Genomic DNA, 15,879 nt, shown 5'->3' with positions numbered 1-15,879 from the left:
ATCTAAATTTTACTGAACGGTTGAGTTCCAATGAATAAAGAAACTTTTAAAATCATAAATCCCTCTACTTTATATAACCCAACGCCAAATGCTTATAGCCATATTGCTGTAGTCCAAAATTTTAAAAATATTATTCATATTGCAGGACAAGGCGGTGAAGATTCGAAAGGGGAATTAAGCCCAAATTTTGAAGAACAAACCACTCAAGTTTTTAATAACATTCAAAATGCATTAACAGCAGCAGAAGCAAAAATCTCAGATATTGCTGTTTTAAGGGTTTTAATTGTTGACCACTCAGATGAAAAACACCAAATTTTAATTAAAATCATGCAAAATCTATGGAAAAATCATCCTTTTCCAGCCTGCACGCTCATTCCTGTGCCACGCCTTGCATTAAAACGCATGCTTATTGAAGTTGAAGCAACGGCATATACCTAATAAAACTGAGAGAACATCATGTCTACCCCTGAAGATATCAGTCAAAATAAACCTTTGCTTTGGTTGATGGCAGCAGCATGTGGCTTATGTGCAGGTGTGAATTATTACTGTCAGCCACTAATTCACTCTATTCAGCAAGAGTTTGCAGTAACTCAAGCGCAAGCCGCTTTAACAGTAACATTTGCTCAAGTGTCTTATGCTCTCGGTTTGCTCTTTATTGTTCCGATGGGTGACATCGTCAATAAAGCTAAGGCTATTCCATTTTTAATGGTGCTTTGTGCAGTTGGCTTATTTACTTCTGCGTTTGCTGTTAACTTACCTATGCTCTGGATCGGTACAATTTTGGCAGGCTTGTTTTCTGTTGCTGCCCAAGTTCTTATCCCACTTGCAACCATGACGGTCAAACCTGAAAAGACGGGTGAGATTATTGGCTTTTTAATGAGCGGGTTATTGGTCGGGATTCTACTCTCGACCAGTCTAGCTGGCTTATTTTCCAATCTTTTTCATTGGAAAGTCGTTTATGTAGTAAGCGGTATATTAATGCTGCTATTGGCATTTACTTTAAAAAGTCGCCTGCCTTATGTATTGCGCATGAAAATGAACTATGGGCAAATCTTTGTTTCTATGGCTCAGCTTTTAAAGCAAGAGAAGCGATTATTATTAAGAGCGCTTACTGGTGCCTTCGCATTTGCAGCAGTCAGTATTTTGTATTCCACTATCGCACTGCTACTCACCTCAGCACACCATTTGCCAGATCTATTTATCGGACTCGTTCCTCTAGTTGGTATTTTTGGTGCATTATCAACCCGCTATATTGGTAAATATGCCGATCAAGGCTATACAAAATTACTTACATGGATGGGCTGCGGGCTATTTTTAGTCAGCTGGATCTGCTTCTACTTCGGACAAACTCTACTCTTCGCTTATGTTATTGGATTTGCTTTAATTCAATTAGCACTCGCACTTGTTCACACCAGTAACCAAAGTATTATTTTCCGTTTACGTCCAGATGCTAAATCTCGTATTAATGCTATTTATATGACCACTTACTTTATTGGTGGTGCAGCTGGTTCAGCATTAGGAATTTTTGCATGGAATCATGGTGGGTGGAGCATGACATGCCTTGCTGGTGTGGGACTCGTTGTGTTTTGCATTTTGTTTAGTGTGATTGATGCTTTCTTACAAAAAAAGCAGTTGGCTCAGTCATAACCTAACTTGTTAAAAATCATCTTTCTATAATCCACCATTGCTTTGAACAATGGTGGAAAAGCTACTGAGTCAAATACAAAATTAAATATGAGGTAAAACGTAAGGAACGATATCTTGAAAGGTACGTCCATGTACATTTTCACCAATTGCATGCATTTTCCATGCATCATTATGACGATAAATTTTTGCAATAATCAGGCCTGTATGTGCCCCTTGCGAGGAAAGTTTATAACTTGCAATTTCATGGTTGTTTGATTGATCAACCAAACGACAGAATGCATTTTCCACTTTCTCAAAAGTTTGACCGCGGAAGCTATTAACAGTAAACACCAAAGATTTTACTTGCACTGGAATTTGATTAAGGTTGACACGAATCACTTCATCATCACCACTTCCAGCGCCTGTTAAATTGTCTCCAGAATGACGAATACTCCCATCTTTACTTTGTAATTGCCCAAAATAGACAACATCAAGCATTTTTTTATTTTCATCAAATAAAATGACTGAAGCATCAAGGTCAATATTACCGCCGCCACCAAAACCAAAAAAACCTTTACTTTTTACCACATCCCAGCCAACGCCCAAGAAAACTTGTTGAAGGCTACTACCATCTGCTTTTTGCAAATTGATTTTCTGACCTTTTTCTAAATTAATTGCCATATTATGGATCTTCCAATGAGGACTATAAAAATGATTACTTTTATTTTTTAATGAGACTGTTGACGGTTTAATTTAGACATCAACCACTGTAAAAAATTGTTCCGGTTTCTTGAACAAATTACGACTTTACCAGCACCAGAAAAACGCAATACCATACCTTCACCACTAGTTACACTATTCACCAAGTTGCCAAGAAAACCACTATTCTGTGAAGTTGAAACAGATAAATGATAATTTAAACGCGAATCCCAGCAGACGACGTGCCCGTTATCAATAACAACCTCTTTATTCGGCTCTACTTCTAGTTCAAACAAGGTTCCACAACCAGAAACCACAACTTGACCTTGCCCACTGGTTTCCATAACAAGGAAACCACCAGTATTGCCAAAGAAAGCTCCTCCAAGACTAGTATTTAATCTTGCTTTGATATCGACTGAGTCGTGTGCGGCAACAAATGCACCATCACTTAAGATATATTGAGTTGCGCCAACATCAAGAATCTGCATATCACCATCTAGTGAAGCAGACAATAAGCAGTCCCCATCTCCACGTACAGCTTCGATATGTTGCTGGAATAAAGATTCATCATTAGCAAATCGACGGAATAAGGATTGCATTAAGCCACCTTGTAATCTTCCCTTTAACTCCAGAGCATCTTCCATCATAACCATTGCGTTACTTTCACAATAAATTCGATCTCCTCGACGCATTGCAACATGTAAGAATGGTTCGGGTGAACCCACTAAACTAAAGTGTGCCATTTTATTAACCTTTACTAATCTCTAACAATTCGATGATGCTTAGCAGCATTTAACCAATGAGGAAATTCTTGCAATAACAATTCATATAAGTGCTCATCCGACACACTATCAATTCGGTCTAAATTGAAGAAATTGCAGTTATCGACAATTCGGCCAGACATGTCATCAAGCTTTTCAAGTGCTCCGTAATCACGACCTCCAATTCCTACAAATTGCCAAAAAATTGGAAGCGTAGCCGCTTGAGATAATATTTTTTTCATTTGCCGACGACTTCCAACCCCACCGTCGGAAATAAACAAAACATAAGTTGGAATTTGATCATTAAACTTCTGAAAATAATTAATTACAGCTTCAATTGCTGGAATTTCTTCATTGTACCGTGCTCCAACCGACCAATTTTTCCAGCCTTGATGAGTTGTATTAATAAAATTATTAACATTCGTTAAAACAACATCATCTAGTTGTATCGTTTTTGCAGCGAATGCCCAACATTCAAAACTTCCGTTATCATCAAAATGAATTGCCAATGGCATCAAACGATCAACCACCTTTTGCACATCCCCACGGCGATATTGCCAATCCATTGATCCTGAAGCATCAAGCACCAGTGCAACTCTTGCTGTTACACCAAGCAAATTCTTTTTTTCTAACTCAACAAGAGATTTTTTAGTTAGATCAATAATTGAAGCGTTACCTGTTTTCTGTGCTTTTTCCAGTGACAGTTTTTTCTTTAGCTCAACACTCGATTGTTGCACTGCAGACTCTTTCTGTACAACGTCTTCATCTGCGACCTCGCCACCAAAATGGCGAATTAATGCAGCTAAGCCTTCATTAAAACCTTGTCCAATTGCAGCCAGTCGCCAAACTCCATCTTTACGATAGATTTCAACTAACATTGTGGCACGTTCCTGATCAAATAAATGATGATTTAACTCTAATTCAGCAATAGGCTGATTTTGTAAATCCATTATTTTGACAGTTATTTTCTGCACCTCAGACATGACGGCAGGACCGTCAATTGCAGCACTTAAAACCAGATGATTTATGGATGATGGAATCTTTTGAAGATCAACTCTAAATTGATTAGATTTATTATGATTTTCTAGCAAACATACAGCCTGACATGGTGTTTCAGGTTGATTATAAAATGTCATGTATCGTTCATCACTTAAACGATACTGTGAATCAAGTCCAAAAGTAGCAATATCCAGATCAAAATCCGCTTGATATTGAACCTGAATATAAAAAGAGGATTGCCCCTGTAAGAGATCAGTTAATTTTATTTTTTGTCCGCGAACTAGACTTAACATATGAAGGAGTAGCCTATTTTCATAACTTATAAATATAAAAAAAAGATAGTGCCTAAGCACTATCTTCCAGACGTCTATTAAACCGCAACGCCATAAGATGCAGCTAAAGGTCCTAAACCACCAGCAAAACCTTGACCAATTGCACGGAATTTCCATTCACTGCCATGTTTGTAAAGTTCACCGAAGATCATAGCCGTTTCCGTACTACTGTCTTCAGATAAATCATAGCGTGCAATTTCGCTACCGCCCGCATCGTTACTTACACGAATATACGCATTAGCAACTTGGCCAAAATTCTGACTACGAGTCTGTCCCTCATAAATTGTGACAGCGAAGATTACTTTTGCTACATCAGCAGGAACCTTACTTAAGTCCACGCTTAATGTTTCATCATCACCTGCACCGTCTCCTGTACGGTTATCACCATTATGAACAACAGAACCATCAGAAGACTTTAAATTATTGAAAAATATAAAATCATGATCCGCACGAACTCTACCATTTTCATTGACTAAAAAAGCAATTGCATCAAGATCAAAAGCAGCCCCATCAGTCACACGTGGGTTCCAACCTAGGCCTACGGTCGTTTTGGTAATACCAGGTGCTTCTTTTGTTAAACTAACGTTACCGCCTTTAGTTAAGCTAATCGCCATATGTGTTACTCCTTATAAACTTTGACTGATTGTTTGTTTCATTTGTTTGATAAAAGCCATATAAATGGTCTTTTCAAAAATTCTTATGAAGTTTGTATTTGATTTTTACTATAAGCAATTGACGACAACACCGCCCACGCAATAAATGCGATACCAATCAAACCTGTTACAACCTCAGGAACATGTCCACCTGTCCCTGTGTACAACATAATTGCTGCCAACGCGCCTATGGCATAATGTGCACCATGTTCTAAATAAATAAAGGCTTCTAGCGTACCTTGTTCAACTAAATAAATGGTCATTGAACGAACAAACATTGCACCTATTGCTAAGCCAAGCATAATAATGACGACATCATTCGTGATCGCGAATGCACCAATAACCCCATCAAAACTGAATGAAGCATCTAAAACTTCAAGATAAAGGAAACCACCAATACCTGCTTTAACGAGATTAGTAGACTTCCCTGATGCTTGTTCTTCACTTGTTTCATCATCACTACTTTCCAGTAAGTGACCAATTACTTGAACACCGATGTAAACTACAATGCCCCAAATACCCGCCACAATCACGATTAACTTTTGTTCTACAGGTACAAATGCCGCCATAATAAGTAGAGCGATGAGCGATACAAATACAGACATTGCAGGGATGTTAGCTAAATTAGATAGGTGTGCCTCCAGCCAGTGGAACCAATGAGTATCTTTGCCATCATCAAATAAGAAGTTCAAAAATACCAAAAGCAAGAACATGCCACCAAAAGCTGAAATCTCAGCATGGTGAGCTAACAGTTTCTCGGAATATGCTTTAGGGTCATTTAATGCTAACTTAGCAACTTCAATCATTCCCATGTCTGCAGTTACGCCAACAATTAATAAAGGGAAAATTAAACGCATACCAAATACAGCAACCAGAATCCCTACTGTAAGAAAAATCTTTTTCCAGAATTCATCCCAGTTCCGTAATACTGAAGCATTTACAACCGCATTATCAAAAGATAAGGAGACTTCCATAACGGCCAATACACCAGTAATCAATAATGCTTTAAGCATCATTGAAAACCCTGCATTTGGCCCATGAGTAAAGCCCCACCACGCTGCCAATCCTAAACAGATCATGCTAAAAAAAATTGAGAAACGAAAATGTTTCATTTTTTACCTTTTATAAAAATTTAACGGTATTCATCATTTATTTATTGAAATGATAATTTTAGCCAACCTGAATACCATACTGTTGACACATTGCAGCCAATCCCCCAGAGTAACCTTGACCGACCGCTTTAAATTTCCACTCCCCGTTATGACGATAGACTTCTCCAAATACCATTGCGGTTTCTGTTGAATAATCTTCAGCCAAGTCGAAACGAACAACTTCTACATTTGTATCCTGATTTACTACTCGTATGAATGCATTTGCGATCTGACCAAAATTTTGACCTCTTGCTTTCGCATCATGAATCGTTACGGTAATTGCTATTTTTTCAACTTCAGGTGCAACTTTTGAAAGATTTACCAGTAAGGTTTCATCATCACCATCGCCCTGTCCAGAACGATTATCACCTGTATGTTCTACTGCACCATCTTGTGATTTAAGCTGATTATAGAAAATAAAATCATGGTCACCACGAACCTTACCACCAGCTGTGAGTAAAAATGCACTCGCATCTAAATCAAACGCAGTACCATCAGTTGCACGTTCATCCCACCCCAATCCAATTAAAACTCTAACTAAATTAGGATCTGTTTTACTTAGGGATAAATTTCCACCTTTATTTAAACTAATTGCCATTTTATTTTTTCTCCTCGTTTGAACACTTTAAATTCAATAGTTTAAAAACTTACAAATAGATAAATTTTATTTACTACCAGCAACCCAACGCATTCCAAAACCAAATGCTTGGTCTAGTTCTCGATGTCCACGCACGTAACGGACATGACGCTGAACTTGAATACTTCCGCCTTTATTTACTAACTCAACAATCCCGCACATACCTAAAGGTTGCCCTTCTGACAAACGAACTTCTATAGGAGGCTGATCAGGTACATAAATTGTCACTACCGCATCTGTTTCTGCCCAATTCGGCACACCTTCATAAATAAAAGCAAATAGCACTACGCGATGAATCTGTTGCCACTGCTTGCCATTAATCCTGAGCCACTCACCTTCTTTTAATGCGCCAGTACGGTCATCAGCACATAATTTAATAAATGGAAAACTATCAAAAACACCAAATTGACTACCCAAGGCTTGAATAACTGATTTATGTCCATTTTTCATCTCAAATAAACAGCCTAAATCTAAGTCAATTCCCTGATTTTGGTTAAGTAACTTTTTAAAGAATCCACCCGATTGAGTCTGCTGAGGACGTTGATTCCAATTGAGATTAATTTTAATTTCACCAAAGTCTTGATCTTGTTTTTGTAAACTAATCTGGCTATTACGCTTATCTAGCGTAATTTTATTTAAATTAATTTTGGGTTGAGGGACTGATGGAGTTTTAGGCAGAGTGTCTAAAACAGGACTAATAGGTTGATCGCTAATTTCAACCCCAAAATATTCAGATAATGGTTTTAGACCACCATTAAATCCTTGATTCACAAAACGGAATTTCCATTGATCTTTATAACGATAAACTTCGCCTAAAATGAGTGCTTTTTCTTTTTTTTCAGCGCTTTTTACAATCGCTGTAGCAGTGAGCTGCCCCTTTTCCCATAATTCAATTTCAATATCTTGAATTGTATTAAGTGCACCTTCACTATCGACCGTAGCACATACAGCAAACTTATTAATATCAAGATCTAATAGTTGTGTATTAATATTAAATTGGCTTACATAAGATCTGTGATTTGTAGTTTCAATTAATTCTATACTCCTGTTTAGTGTTTGCTTTTGACCATAAAAGATCATATCTGCATCCCCACGAACTTTCCCTTGAGAATTTAATAGATAGGCAGTCACATCTAAACCAATATCAGAAGGTAATATTGTTTTAACTTTCAAAACAAATTGCGGGCAGCTCAAAGTAAGATTTGCACCTGTAATAAGTTGTTGCATGAATTTCCCCGTGTCTTAATTTATATTTTTAGCTGAATCTTTTTAACCTACTCAATAATCTGCATGACCTAGCACAATGTGGTGCGCTGCGCTTCCAAGTATATTTATATGGCAGATAAGTAGCCTTATTTATATTGAATAAAATAATTTCGTTTGGTTTAACTCAATTCTATTAATCCAATAAGCCAAATGAATCATCAAAATTTGTATTAATTGAATCAATCTTTTACCCCAACAACCCCATGCTGCAACTCGATCTCAACCATATAATTCTTAAATTTAAATTAGAAAATAGACATAAAGGTCTTTATATTACACAATTACTTAAATTTATGCTGCGTACATTTATCAAAACTTTGGATTTTTTTAAATTTTTCATTAAAATTTAGAGAAATTAATTACTAAAATATGAATACACCCTATCCCATCTACTAATATCTAAATACTGTTTTAGAAGCCTATGATTCAGTTTTGAATATATAAATTATCCTAATGAGTATATATTTAGATAATTGATTGATTATTTATATAAAATCTATTTTTTAGAAATAAGTCCTATTTTTTAAACTTACATACCATGAGTTTGGCTTTCGATTAACTATTAGCTAATTTGATGCTTTCTTACAAAAAAAGCAGCTGGCTCAGTCATAACCTAACTTGTTAAAAATCATCTTTCTATCCCCAACTCAAGGTCGGTTATAAATTATACGGCTAAAAGCCTCTGTCGATTCAAGGCTAAACCCCGTATAATGCTGCCCTTTCTTTAATTTAGCGACTTTTGGGTCTATTGATTATGCAATCACTTCAATCGTTACAACCTCGTATTTCAGTTGCCCCAATGATGGACTGGACTACAAAGGATTACCGATTCTTTGCAAGGTTGTTTAACCCAAACGTTGTGCTGTATACCGAAATGGTAACGACAGGCGCGATTTTATTTGGCGATGCAAAACGCCACTTGGACTATAACGCTCAAGAACACCCAATCGTCCTGCAACTCGGTGGTTCAAACCCACAAGAACTTGCCACTTGTACAAAAATGGCTGAAGACTGGGGGTATGACGAAGTCAACCTGAATGTAGGTTGCCCAAGTGACCGTGTACAGAATAATAAAATCGGTGCATGTTTAATGGCAGAACCAGACTTGGTCGCTGAATGTATTCATAGCATGCAAAAAGCGGTGAATATTCCAGTAACGGTAAAGCACCGTATCGGTATTGATGACATGCAGTCTTATGAAGAAATGCTGCACTTTGTAGATACTGTTGCGGCAACGGGCTGCACACACTTTGTCGTCCATGCCCGTATTGCCATATTGAAAGGTTTGTCTCCGAAAGAAAACCGCGAAGTACCACCTCTACGCTATGAAGATGTTTACCGTTTAAAGCAAGAACGCCCACATCTAACTATTGAAATTAATGGTGGTATTAAAACTTTTGCTGAAACTCAAGCTCATTTACAGCATGTTGACGGCGTGATGATTGGCCGTGAAGCCTATCACAACCCTTACCTACTTGCTGAGCTCGGCCAACTCTGGAACTTAGAAGCACCAGACCGTTTCGATATTATGGAACAAATGCTGCCTTATATTGAGCAACGTATGGCTGAGGGTGCACCACTGTCTATCATTACCCGTCATATTTTAGGTTTATTTCAAAACTTACCGGGTGCACGTAAATGGCGTCAGGCATTGAGCGGTGGAAATGCGAAAACTTTAGCTGATGTAGAGAATGCAATTCGAAACATGCAAGCTGCCATCATTCGTACTGAAGAATATGTAAAAGAGCATCAGGTTTAAGCGCGCTCAGCGCCTTTAAATTGTAAGAAAATGTGGCATTTTAAATCAGAGACTTAGATTTTGAGTATATTCGCAAATGTCGGCTCAAAATATTCAAATTTAAGCTCTGATTAATTATTTAAAATTAATAATATCAAGTAATTAAATTTCACTGATTTCAGCCACCCTTTTAAGTAGGCTTTTTTTCTAAGTTAGAAATAAAAACTGGAAAAAAGATACGTTATTACATAACATAAACAAAACTTTTAAGTTTGGGCAATTAGTATCTCTGAACGCCACAGGTAGGTGGTGATTTTCTAAATACGGATATAGGTAGTACGGGTAGAGATTTCACGATGATTATTTATGACGGACAAGTAGCTGATAACTATATGTATCAGGATTCAAATCAGGCAGCGATTGTTGTATCACACAGCACACCAAGCCTTCCTTATCCCTTCACCATGAAACCCAATAATCACCGCACTGAAAGCAACACCCCTCCAGCCATAGATGTAGAAAAATTCGTAGCAAAATTAGAAAGTGTTACCTCTAGACGCAGTAAAGCTCGTTGTGCACGTAGCATTCGTCTTGCACTTGAGTCCGCTGGTGCCGATGTTGAAAACCATCCAATTGCAGCATCTGATTGGGGCGATACCCTGAAAAAAATCGGCTATAAAGAAATTGATCCAGCTTTTGATGAGCCACAAGAAGGCGATATTTACATCATTCATAGAACCCGCAATCACGTTTATGGGCATATTGCTGGTTACACAGGTAGTGAATGGGTTTCTGACTTTAAACAAAGCAGTTATGACGTCTATAAAGATGATAGCGTTACTTATACTTACTACAGATTAGGCTAATTCATTTTTAAGATAAAACATTTGATGAATTTGCTCGGCACAGCGCTGAATCATTTCATCATGATCTTTTCTATAGACCAACTGAACTTCTGAAAGTGACAAATAATCTGCCAAAGGTAATAGCTTGACCTGATGGGGCAATATTTTCTCAAACTCTTGGGGAACAATACTAATTCCCAAATTTGCAGAAACCAATTGTAGCTGCGAAACCTTACGAGACTGAATTGGGGCTTTTTGTGGAGTAAATCCTGCAGCTAGACACAGATTTGCCACCAAATAACTTAAGCCCCCTCTTTCCGCATAAGGTGTAGCTACAAAATGCTCATTTTTTAAGTCTTTTAAATAAACCTTTTCTTCTTTAGTAAACTTAGAATGATCAATATGGACAGCTACCATTAAAGGTTCTTCATATAATTTAAGAACATTCATGTCTTCTAAGGTGTGCCGAACGGGCGGCCGAATAAAACCAATATCAATTTCACCATTCATTAAAGCTAGAATTTGATGCTCAGACGATAAAGTATTTATCTCAAAATTTATATGATTAGCTAAGCTAATTTCTTTTAATATATGAATCTTTCTCTCATCCATAATAATACTGCTCGAGTGAGCAATTTTAATCTGGCGATTTTTTCCTTCAGCAATATTCTTAGAAACTCCAATAATTTCATTTAAATAGTGCATATTATTTTTTATTTTTTTATAGAAGACCTCTCCTGCCGTTGTAAGCTTTACTTTCTTATCAGTGCGATCAAATAACTGAAAATCAATTTCTTCTTCTAATAGCTTCATTTGTCGACTTAAAGCAGACTGAGCAATAAAGAGCTTTTCTGAAGCAGCAGTAAAACTCCCTTCTTCTACAATTTTTATAAAATATTGGAATTGTTTTAATGTGAGCATTACCATCTCAAAATTAGATTATCAGGTCTATTTTCTATATTAGATTAGATAGATTGCCTTCGCTAGAATTTTATCAAGACCACTCACTTGATTGAATTATTCATGAAGTATTTTAAAGGTTTCACCATCTTTACTGTCGTTGTTCTACTTTTATGGTGTTTTAAATTTTACGATCAGCAGCTTCCAACACAGCCCAAACACGACACTATAGAGCTATATGATTAAATAGTTCCTCTCAAAAATAAAAGGCATGCACTCACATAAGCGCATGCCTTTTCAATATTTAAATTAGGCTTTCTTTAAATCGAGCTTTTTCAAAACTTCAGCCACAGCAATCATGGCAAAACTTGAAGTCACCACTACTGCGGAACCATAACCACCACAGCGGAGGCCAGCTGATGGGCAGACGTCTGCACTAGAAAATGGATTATCAGTTGAATAAACACAGGTAATACCAAATTTCTCTTTTGGCTTTTTGCAGATGCCGCGAGCACGAAGTTGACTACGTAGCTTCGCTAGCATTGGGTCTTGTTCTGTTTTTGATAAATCAGCCACACGAATTTTAAGTGGATCAAGCTTACCACCCGCTCCGCCCGACACAATCAAAGGTATTTTGTTAAAACGGCAATGCAACATTAAAGCCAGTTTTGCTTTAACGTCATCGATGCAGTCCAACACAATGTCTGGTACAGGATTTAAAAGTTCTGTGACATTTTCAGGTGTTAAAAAGTCATCAATAATATTAACTTTAATACGCGGGTTAATTTGGCGACAACGCTCCGCCATAATTTCAACTTTTTCACAGCCCAGAGTTGATGTCATTGCAGGTAGCTGACGGTTTACATTTGATGCTGCAACCACGTCCATATCTACCAGCGTGATCTCGCCAATACCTGTACGTGCTAAAGCTTCTACCGCCCAACTGCCGACCCCACCAATACCAATCACCATCACATGACTTTTTTCATAGTGCTGGAACGATGAATCACCATAAATTTTGGCTACACCTGCAAAACGGCGGTCATATTCATCTTGTTGGAGATCGGTCATTGCTGCTCTTTGAGGGGATATAAAACACGGGAAGTATTTTACTGCTTTTCAAAACCAAATTGCTACTTGGCACTAGCCAGCTATCTGATTGGTGCCAAAGCCATTCACAGCCTGTCGAGCATCGACAAGATACTGTTTTTGCAAAACGTAAGATACTAATTAATATTGAACAGGTTCTGTGAATGGCAATGGTTTTGCCTACTTTTGCCGAAACAAAAGTAGGGTTATGAGCTACTGCTATTAGAATTTTTTACGGGAGGACCCCGTCGTGATAATTCTTCCAATACCAACCAATAAAAATATTGATTGGTATTAATCTCAAGACAACATTAACCAGCAATCAAATTCCGCAGTACATAATGCAAAATACCACCAGCCTTAAAGTACTCCACCTCATTTAACGTATCAATTCGACATAACACATTAAAATGGCTGGCTACTCCATTTGGCCCTTTCACATCAACTTCAAGAATTTCATGAGGCTGAATACCATCCGATAAACCACGAATTGAAATAACCTCATGACCAGTTAAGTTGAGCGACTGCCTAGTTTGTCCATCAACAAACTGGAGTGGCAACACCCCCATACCCACCAAGTTTGAACGGTGAATACGCTCGAAGCTTTCGGCAATCACGGCTTTTACACCTAACAAGTTCGTTCCTTTAGCAGCCCAGTCACGTGAAGAACCCGTTCCATATTCTTTACCAGCAATAATCACAAGCGGCGTATGCTCTTGTTGATAACGCATTGCTGCATCATAAATGGCAAGCTTCTCACCACTTGGTACATGAATAGTATTACCGCCTTCTTCACCGCTGAGCATTTCGTTTTTAATACGAATGTTGGCAAAGGTACCTCGCATCATGACTTCATGATTACCACGTCGCGAACCATAAGAGTTGAAGTCTTTTGGCTCAACACCTTGCTCTTGTAAATATCGGCCTGCCGGACTGTCTTTTTTGATATTACCTGCTGGCGAAATATGGTCGGTTGTTACCGAATCACCTAGCACTGCCAAAATACGTGCCTGTTCAATATTTTTAATCGGTTTTGGCGGTTCACCAATCCCTTCAAAGAACGGCGGATGGCGAATATAAGTCGAGTCATCAGCCCATTCGTAAGTTTTACTTTTTGGAATCTGAATCGCTTGCCAGCTTTCATCGCCATCAAATACTGCAGCATATTCTTTGTGGAACATGTCGGTATTCACTTTTTGCAGCACTTCATCAATTTCTGCTTGGCTTGGCCAGATATCTTTTAAGTAAACAGGTTGTCCATCTTTACCTTCCCCGATCGGTTGTGTCGTTAAGTCGGTACGAATATTACCAACTAAACCGTAAGCAACTACCAAAGGTGGCGAAGCAAGCCAGTTTGTTTTAACTAATGGGTGTACACGTCCTTCAAAGTTACGGTTACCCGAAAGTACAGACGCTACGTTTAAATCATGACACTGAATTGCTTCTTCAACAGGTTCAGGTAGTGGACCTGAGTTACCAATACAGGTTGTACAACCATAACCAACCAAGTTATAGCCCAACTCATCTAAATACGGCGTGAGCCCAGCAGCCAACAAATAGTCCGTCACGACTTTAGAGCCAGGTGCAAGTGAACTTTTTACCCATGGTTTACGCTGCAAGCCTTTTTCAATGGCTTTTTTAGCAAGTAGACCTGCTGCCAGCATGACACTTGGATTAGAAGTATTGGTACATGAAGTAATTGCTGAAATGACGACATCGCCATGATTTAAAGGATACTTTTCTCCGTCAATTACACAAGACGGGCTTTCATGCTGAATATTGGCTTTGGTCGCTTGTACAGCCGTACCACCGCCGCCTTCATTTTCCAAACGCTCTTTAGCTTCTTTTACAGGCTTTAGATTTAACTCCATTAAGGCATTAAATGTTTTAGGCACTTCTGACAACAATACACGGTCTTGTGGGCGTTTTGGACCAGCTAGACTTGCCTGAACCGTACTCATATCTAAACTTAACGTATCGGTGAAAACTGGTTCATCGCCAGCATTACGCCATAAGCCTTGCGCTTTGCTGTACGCTTCAACCAATTCAATACGGTCACTTTGACGACCAGTTAATTTCAAATACCCCAAAGTCACTTCATCGATTGGGAAGAAACCACAAGTCGCACCATATTCAGGTGCCATATTGGCAATAGTTGCACGGTCAGCAAGTGGTAAGTCGGCTAAACCGTCTCCATAAAATTCTACAAATTTACCCACGACACCTTTTTGGCGAAGCATTTGAGTAATAGTGAGCACCAAGTCGGTCGCTGTAATCCCTTCTTGTAATTTGCCTGTGAGTTTAAAACCAATCACCTCAGGAATAAGCATAGAAATAGGTTGGCCTAGCATGGCAGCTTCTGCTTCAATACCACCAACGCCCCAACCCAATACACCCAAACCATTAATCATCGTGGTATGCGAGTCTGTACCGACCAAGGTGTCAGGGAAAGCAAAAGTTTGGCCGTTATCTTCACCGAGCCATACTGCTTGAGCTAAATATTCTAAATTGACCTGATGACAAATACCCGTACCCGGAGGCACGACACTAAAGTTATTAAATGCAGATTGTCCCCAACGCAAAAATTGATATCGCTCGCCATTACGTTGCATTTCAATTTGAACGTTTTCTTCAAAAGCCTGATCATCAGCAAAATGGTCAACCATCACAGAGTGGTCAATGACTAAGTCTACAGGCGATAACGGATTAATTTTTTCTGGGTCTCCACCCGCTTGTGCCATTGCTGCACGCATGGCAGCCAAGTCAACCACAGCCGGAACACCCGTAAAATCCTGCATTAAAACCCGTGCAGGTCGGTACTGAATTTCTTGATCTGAACTACGGGTTTTTAACCACTCTGCTAAAGCATGAATGTGTTCGGTTTTAACGCTATGCTGATCTTCAAACCTTAATAAGTTTTCCAACAGTACTTTTAATGATTTCGGCAGTTTGGCAATGTCACCTAGCTTTTTCTCGGCTTGGCTTAAGCTAAAAATCTGATAATTGCTGGAACCTACTGTTAGCGTCTGTAGAGCATTAAAACTATTGATATTGCTATACTTAGCCATTGGGTTATCCTCCCATGTCTGGCAATGTTATTTTTCACGTTTTTACATGTTGTTTTCTTACTTTAAGCTTCTTTTCTAATCGCTGTGTTTTGTTTTAGTTAATATTTTTAATCTT

15 protein-coding genes are annotated in these 15,879 nt (G+C 38.4%); 5 read left to right on the top strand and 10 right to left on the bottom strand.

Annotated features, from left to right (window positions below):
- The first annotated feature begins 30 nt into the window (after nucleotides 1-30).
- Together B554_RS0111235 and B554_RS0111230 are read left to right on the top strand one after the other, a co-directional pair.
- A complete protein-coding gene (locus B554_RS0111235; RefSeq protein ID WP_019458114.1) occupies nucleotides 31-438 on the top strand; it encodes a RidA family protein in 408 nt (135 codons plus the stop codon).
- Nucleotides 439-456: 18 nt separating this feature from the next.
- Entirely contained in the window at nucleotides 457-1,647 is a 1,191-nt protein-coding gene (locus B554_RS0111230; RefSeq protein ID WP_004698642.1) for an MFS transporter, read from the top strand.
- Between the two features lie 81 nt (nucleotides 1,648-1,728).
- Here B554_RS0111230 and B554_RS0111225 read toward each other — a convergent pair whose 3' ends face one another.
- From B554_RS0111225 to B554_RS0111195, 7 genes are all read right to left on the bottom strand, one after another.
- Nucleotides 1,729-2,307 (bottom strand): TerD family protein, encoded by a 579-nt coding sequence (locus B554_RS0111225; RefSeq protein WP_019458113.1) that lies wholly within the window; start codon nucleotides 2,305-2,307, stop codon nucleotides 1,729-1,731.
- 47 nt (nucleotides 2,308-2,354) lie between these two features.
- Nucleotides 2,355-3,068: a TIGR00266 family protein gene (locus B554_RS0111220; RefSeq protein ID WP_019458112.1), complete on the bottom strand. Its 714-nt coding sequence runs from the start codon at nucleotides 3,066-3,068 to the stop codon at nucleotides 2,355-2,357.
- Nucleotides 3,069-3,082: 14 nt separating this feature from the next.
- Nucleotides 3,083-4,378, bottom strand: a complete 1,296-nt coding sequence (locus B554_RS0111215; protein ID WP_019458111.1) for a VWA domain-containing protein — start codon at nucleotides 4,376-4,378, stop codon at nucleotides 3,083-3,085.
- Nucleotides 4,379-4,455: 77 nt separating this feature from the next.
- Complete coding sequence (locus B554_RS0111210) at nucleotides 4,456-5,031, bottom strand: TerD family protein (RefSeq protein WP_019458110.1); 576 nt, start codon at nucleotides 5,029-5,031, stop codon at nucleotides 4,456-4,458.
- Between the two features lie 83 nt (nucleotides 5,032-5,114).
- On the bottom strand, nucleotides 5,115-6,182 hold the full coding sequence (locus B554_RS0111205; RefSeq protein WP_019458109.1) for a DUF475 domain-containing protein: 1,068 nt from the start codon (nucleotides 6,180-6,182) through the stop codon (nucleotides 5,115-5,117).
- 58 nt (nucleotides 6,183-6,240) lie between these two features.
- On the bottom strand, nucleotides 6,241-6,819 hold the full coding sequence (locus B554_RS0111200) for a TerD family protein (RefSeq protein WP_019458108.1): 579 nt from the start codon (nucleotides 6,817-6,819) through the stop codon (nucleotides 6,241-6,243).
- Between the two features lie 66 nt (nucleotides 6,820-6,885).
- Nucleotides 6,886-8,085 (bottom strand): TerD family protein, encoded by a 1,200-nt coding sequence (locus B554_RS0111195; protein WP_019458107.1) that lies wholly within the window; start codon nucleotides 8,083-8,085, stop codon nucleotides 6,886-6,888.
- 793 nt (nucleotides 8,086-8,878) lie between these two features.
- On the opposite strand from B554_RS0111195, the gene dusA reads away from it, so the two are divergent.
- Complete coding sequence (dusA, locus tag B554_RS0111185; RefSeq protein ID WP_019458105.1) at nucleotides 8,879-9,883, top strand: tRNA dihydrouridine(20/20a) synthase DusA; 1,005 nt, start codon at nucleotides 8,879-8,881, stop codon at nucleotides 9,881-9,883.
- Between the two features lie 335 nt (nucleotides 9,884-10,218).
- The gene (locus B554_RS0111180) at nucleotides 10,219-10,728 is read left to right on the top strand and encodes a hypothetical protein (RefSeq protein ID WP_004698691.1); all 510 of its coding nucleotides are present in this window, start codon (nucleotides 10,219-10,221) and stop codon (nucleotides 10,726-10,728) included.
- On the opposite strand, the gene B554_RS0111175 is transcribed toward B554_RS0111180, so the two are convergent.
- On the bottom strand, nucleotides 10,720-11,634 hold the full coding sequence (locus B554_RS0111175) for a LysR family transcriptional regulator (RefSeq protein WP_081400364.1): 915 nt from the start codon (nucleotides 11,632-11,634) through the stop codon (nucleotides 10,720-10,722). The genes B554_RS0111180 and B554_RS0111175 overlap by 9 nt on opposite strands.
- 133 nt (nucleotides 11,635-11,767) lie before the next feature.
- Here B554_RS0111175 and B554_RS19275 point away from each other — a divergent pair, with 133 nt between their 5' ends.
- Nucleotides 11,768-11,839: a hypothetical protein gene (locus B554_RS19275; protein ID WP_223848716.1), complete on the top strand. Its 72-nt coding sequence runs from the start codon at nucleotides 11,768-11,770 to the stop codon at nucleotides 11,837-11,839.
- Nucleotides 11,840-11,916: 77 nt separating this feature from the next.
- On the opposite strand, the gene B554_RS0111170 is transcribed toward B554_RS19275, so the two are convergent.
- Both B554_RS0111170 and acnA read right to left on the bottom strand, forming a co-directional pair.
- On the bottom strand, nucleotides 11,917-12,678 hold the full coding sequence (locus tag B554_RS0111170; protein ID WP_019458103.1) for a ThiF family adenylyltransferase: 762 nt from the start codon (nucleotides 12,676-12,678) through the stop codon (nucleotides 11,917-11,919).
- A gap of 329 nt (nucleotides 12,679-13,007) precedes the next feature.
- Complete coding sequence (gene acnA / locus B554_RS0111165) at nucleotides 13,008-15,764, bottom strand: aconitate hydratase AcnA (protein WP_019458102.1); 2,757 nt, start codon at nucleotides 15,762-15,764, stop codon at nucleotides 13,008-13,010.
- Nucleotides 15,765-15,879: the final 115 nt, after the last annotated feature.

The organism is Acinetobacter sp. GG2 (genome assembly GCF_000292385.1).
GTDB classification, from domain to species: domain Bacteria; phylum Pseudomonadota; class Gammaproteobacteria; order Pseudomonadales; family Moraxellaceae; genus Acinetobacter; species Acinetobacter seifertii.
Note: the sequence above shows the minus strand (reverse complement) of the source record. Positions and strands in the feature narration are given on the sequence as shown.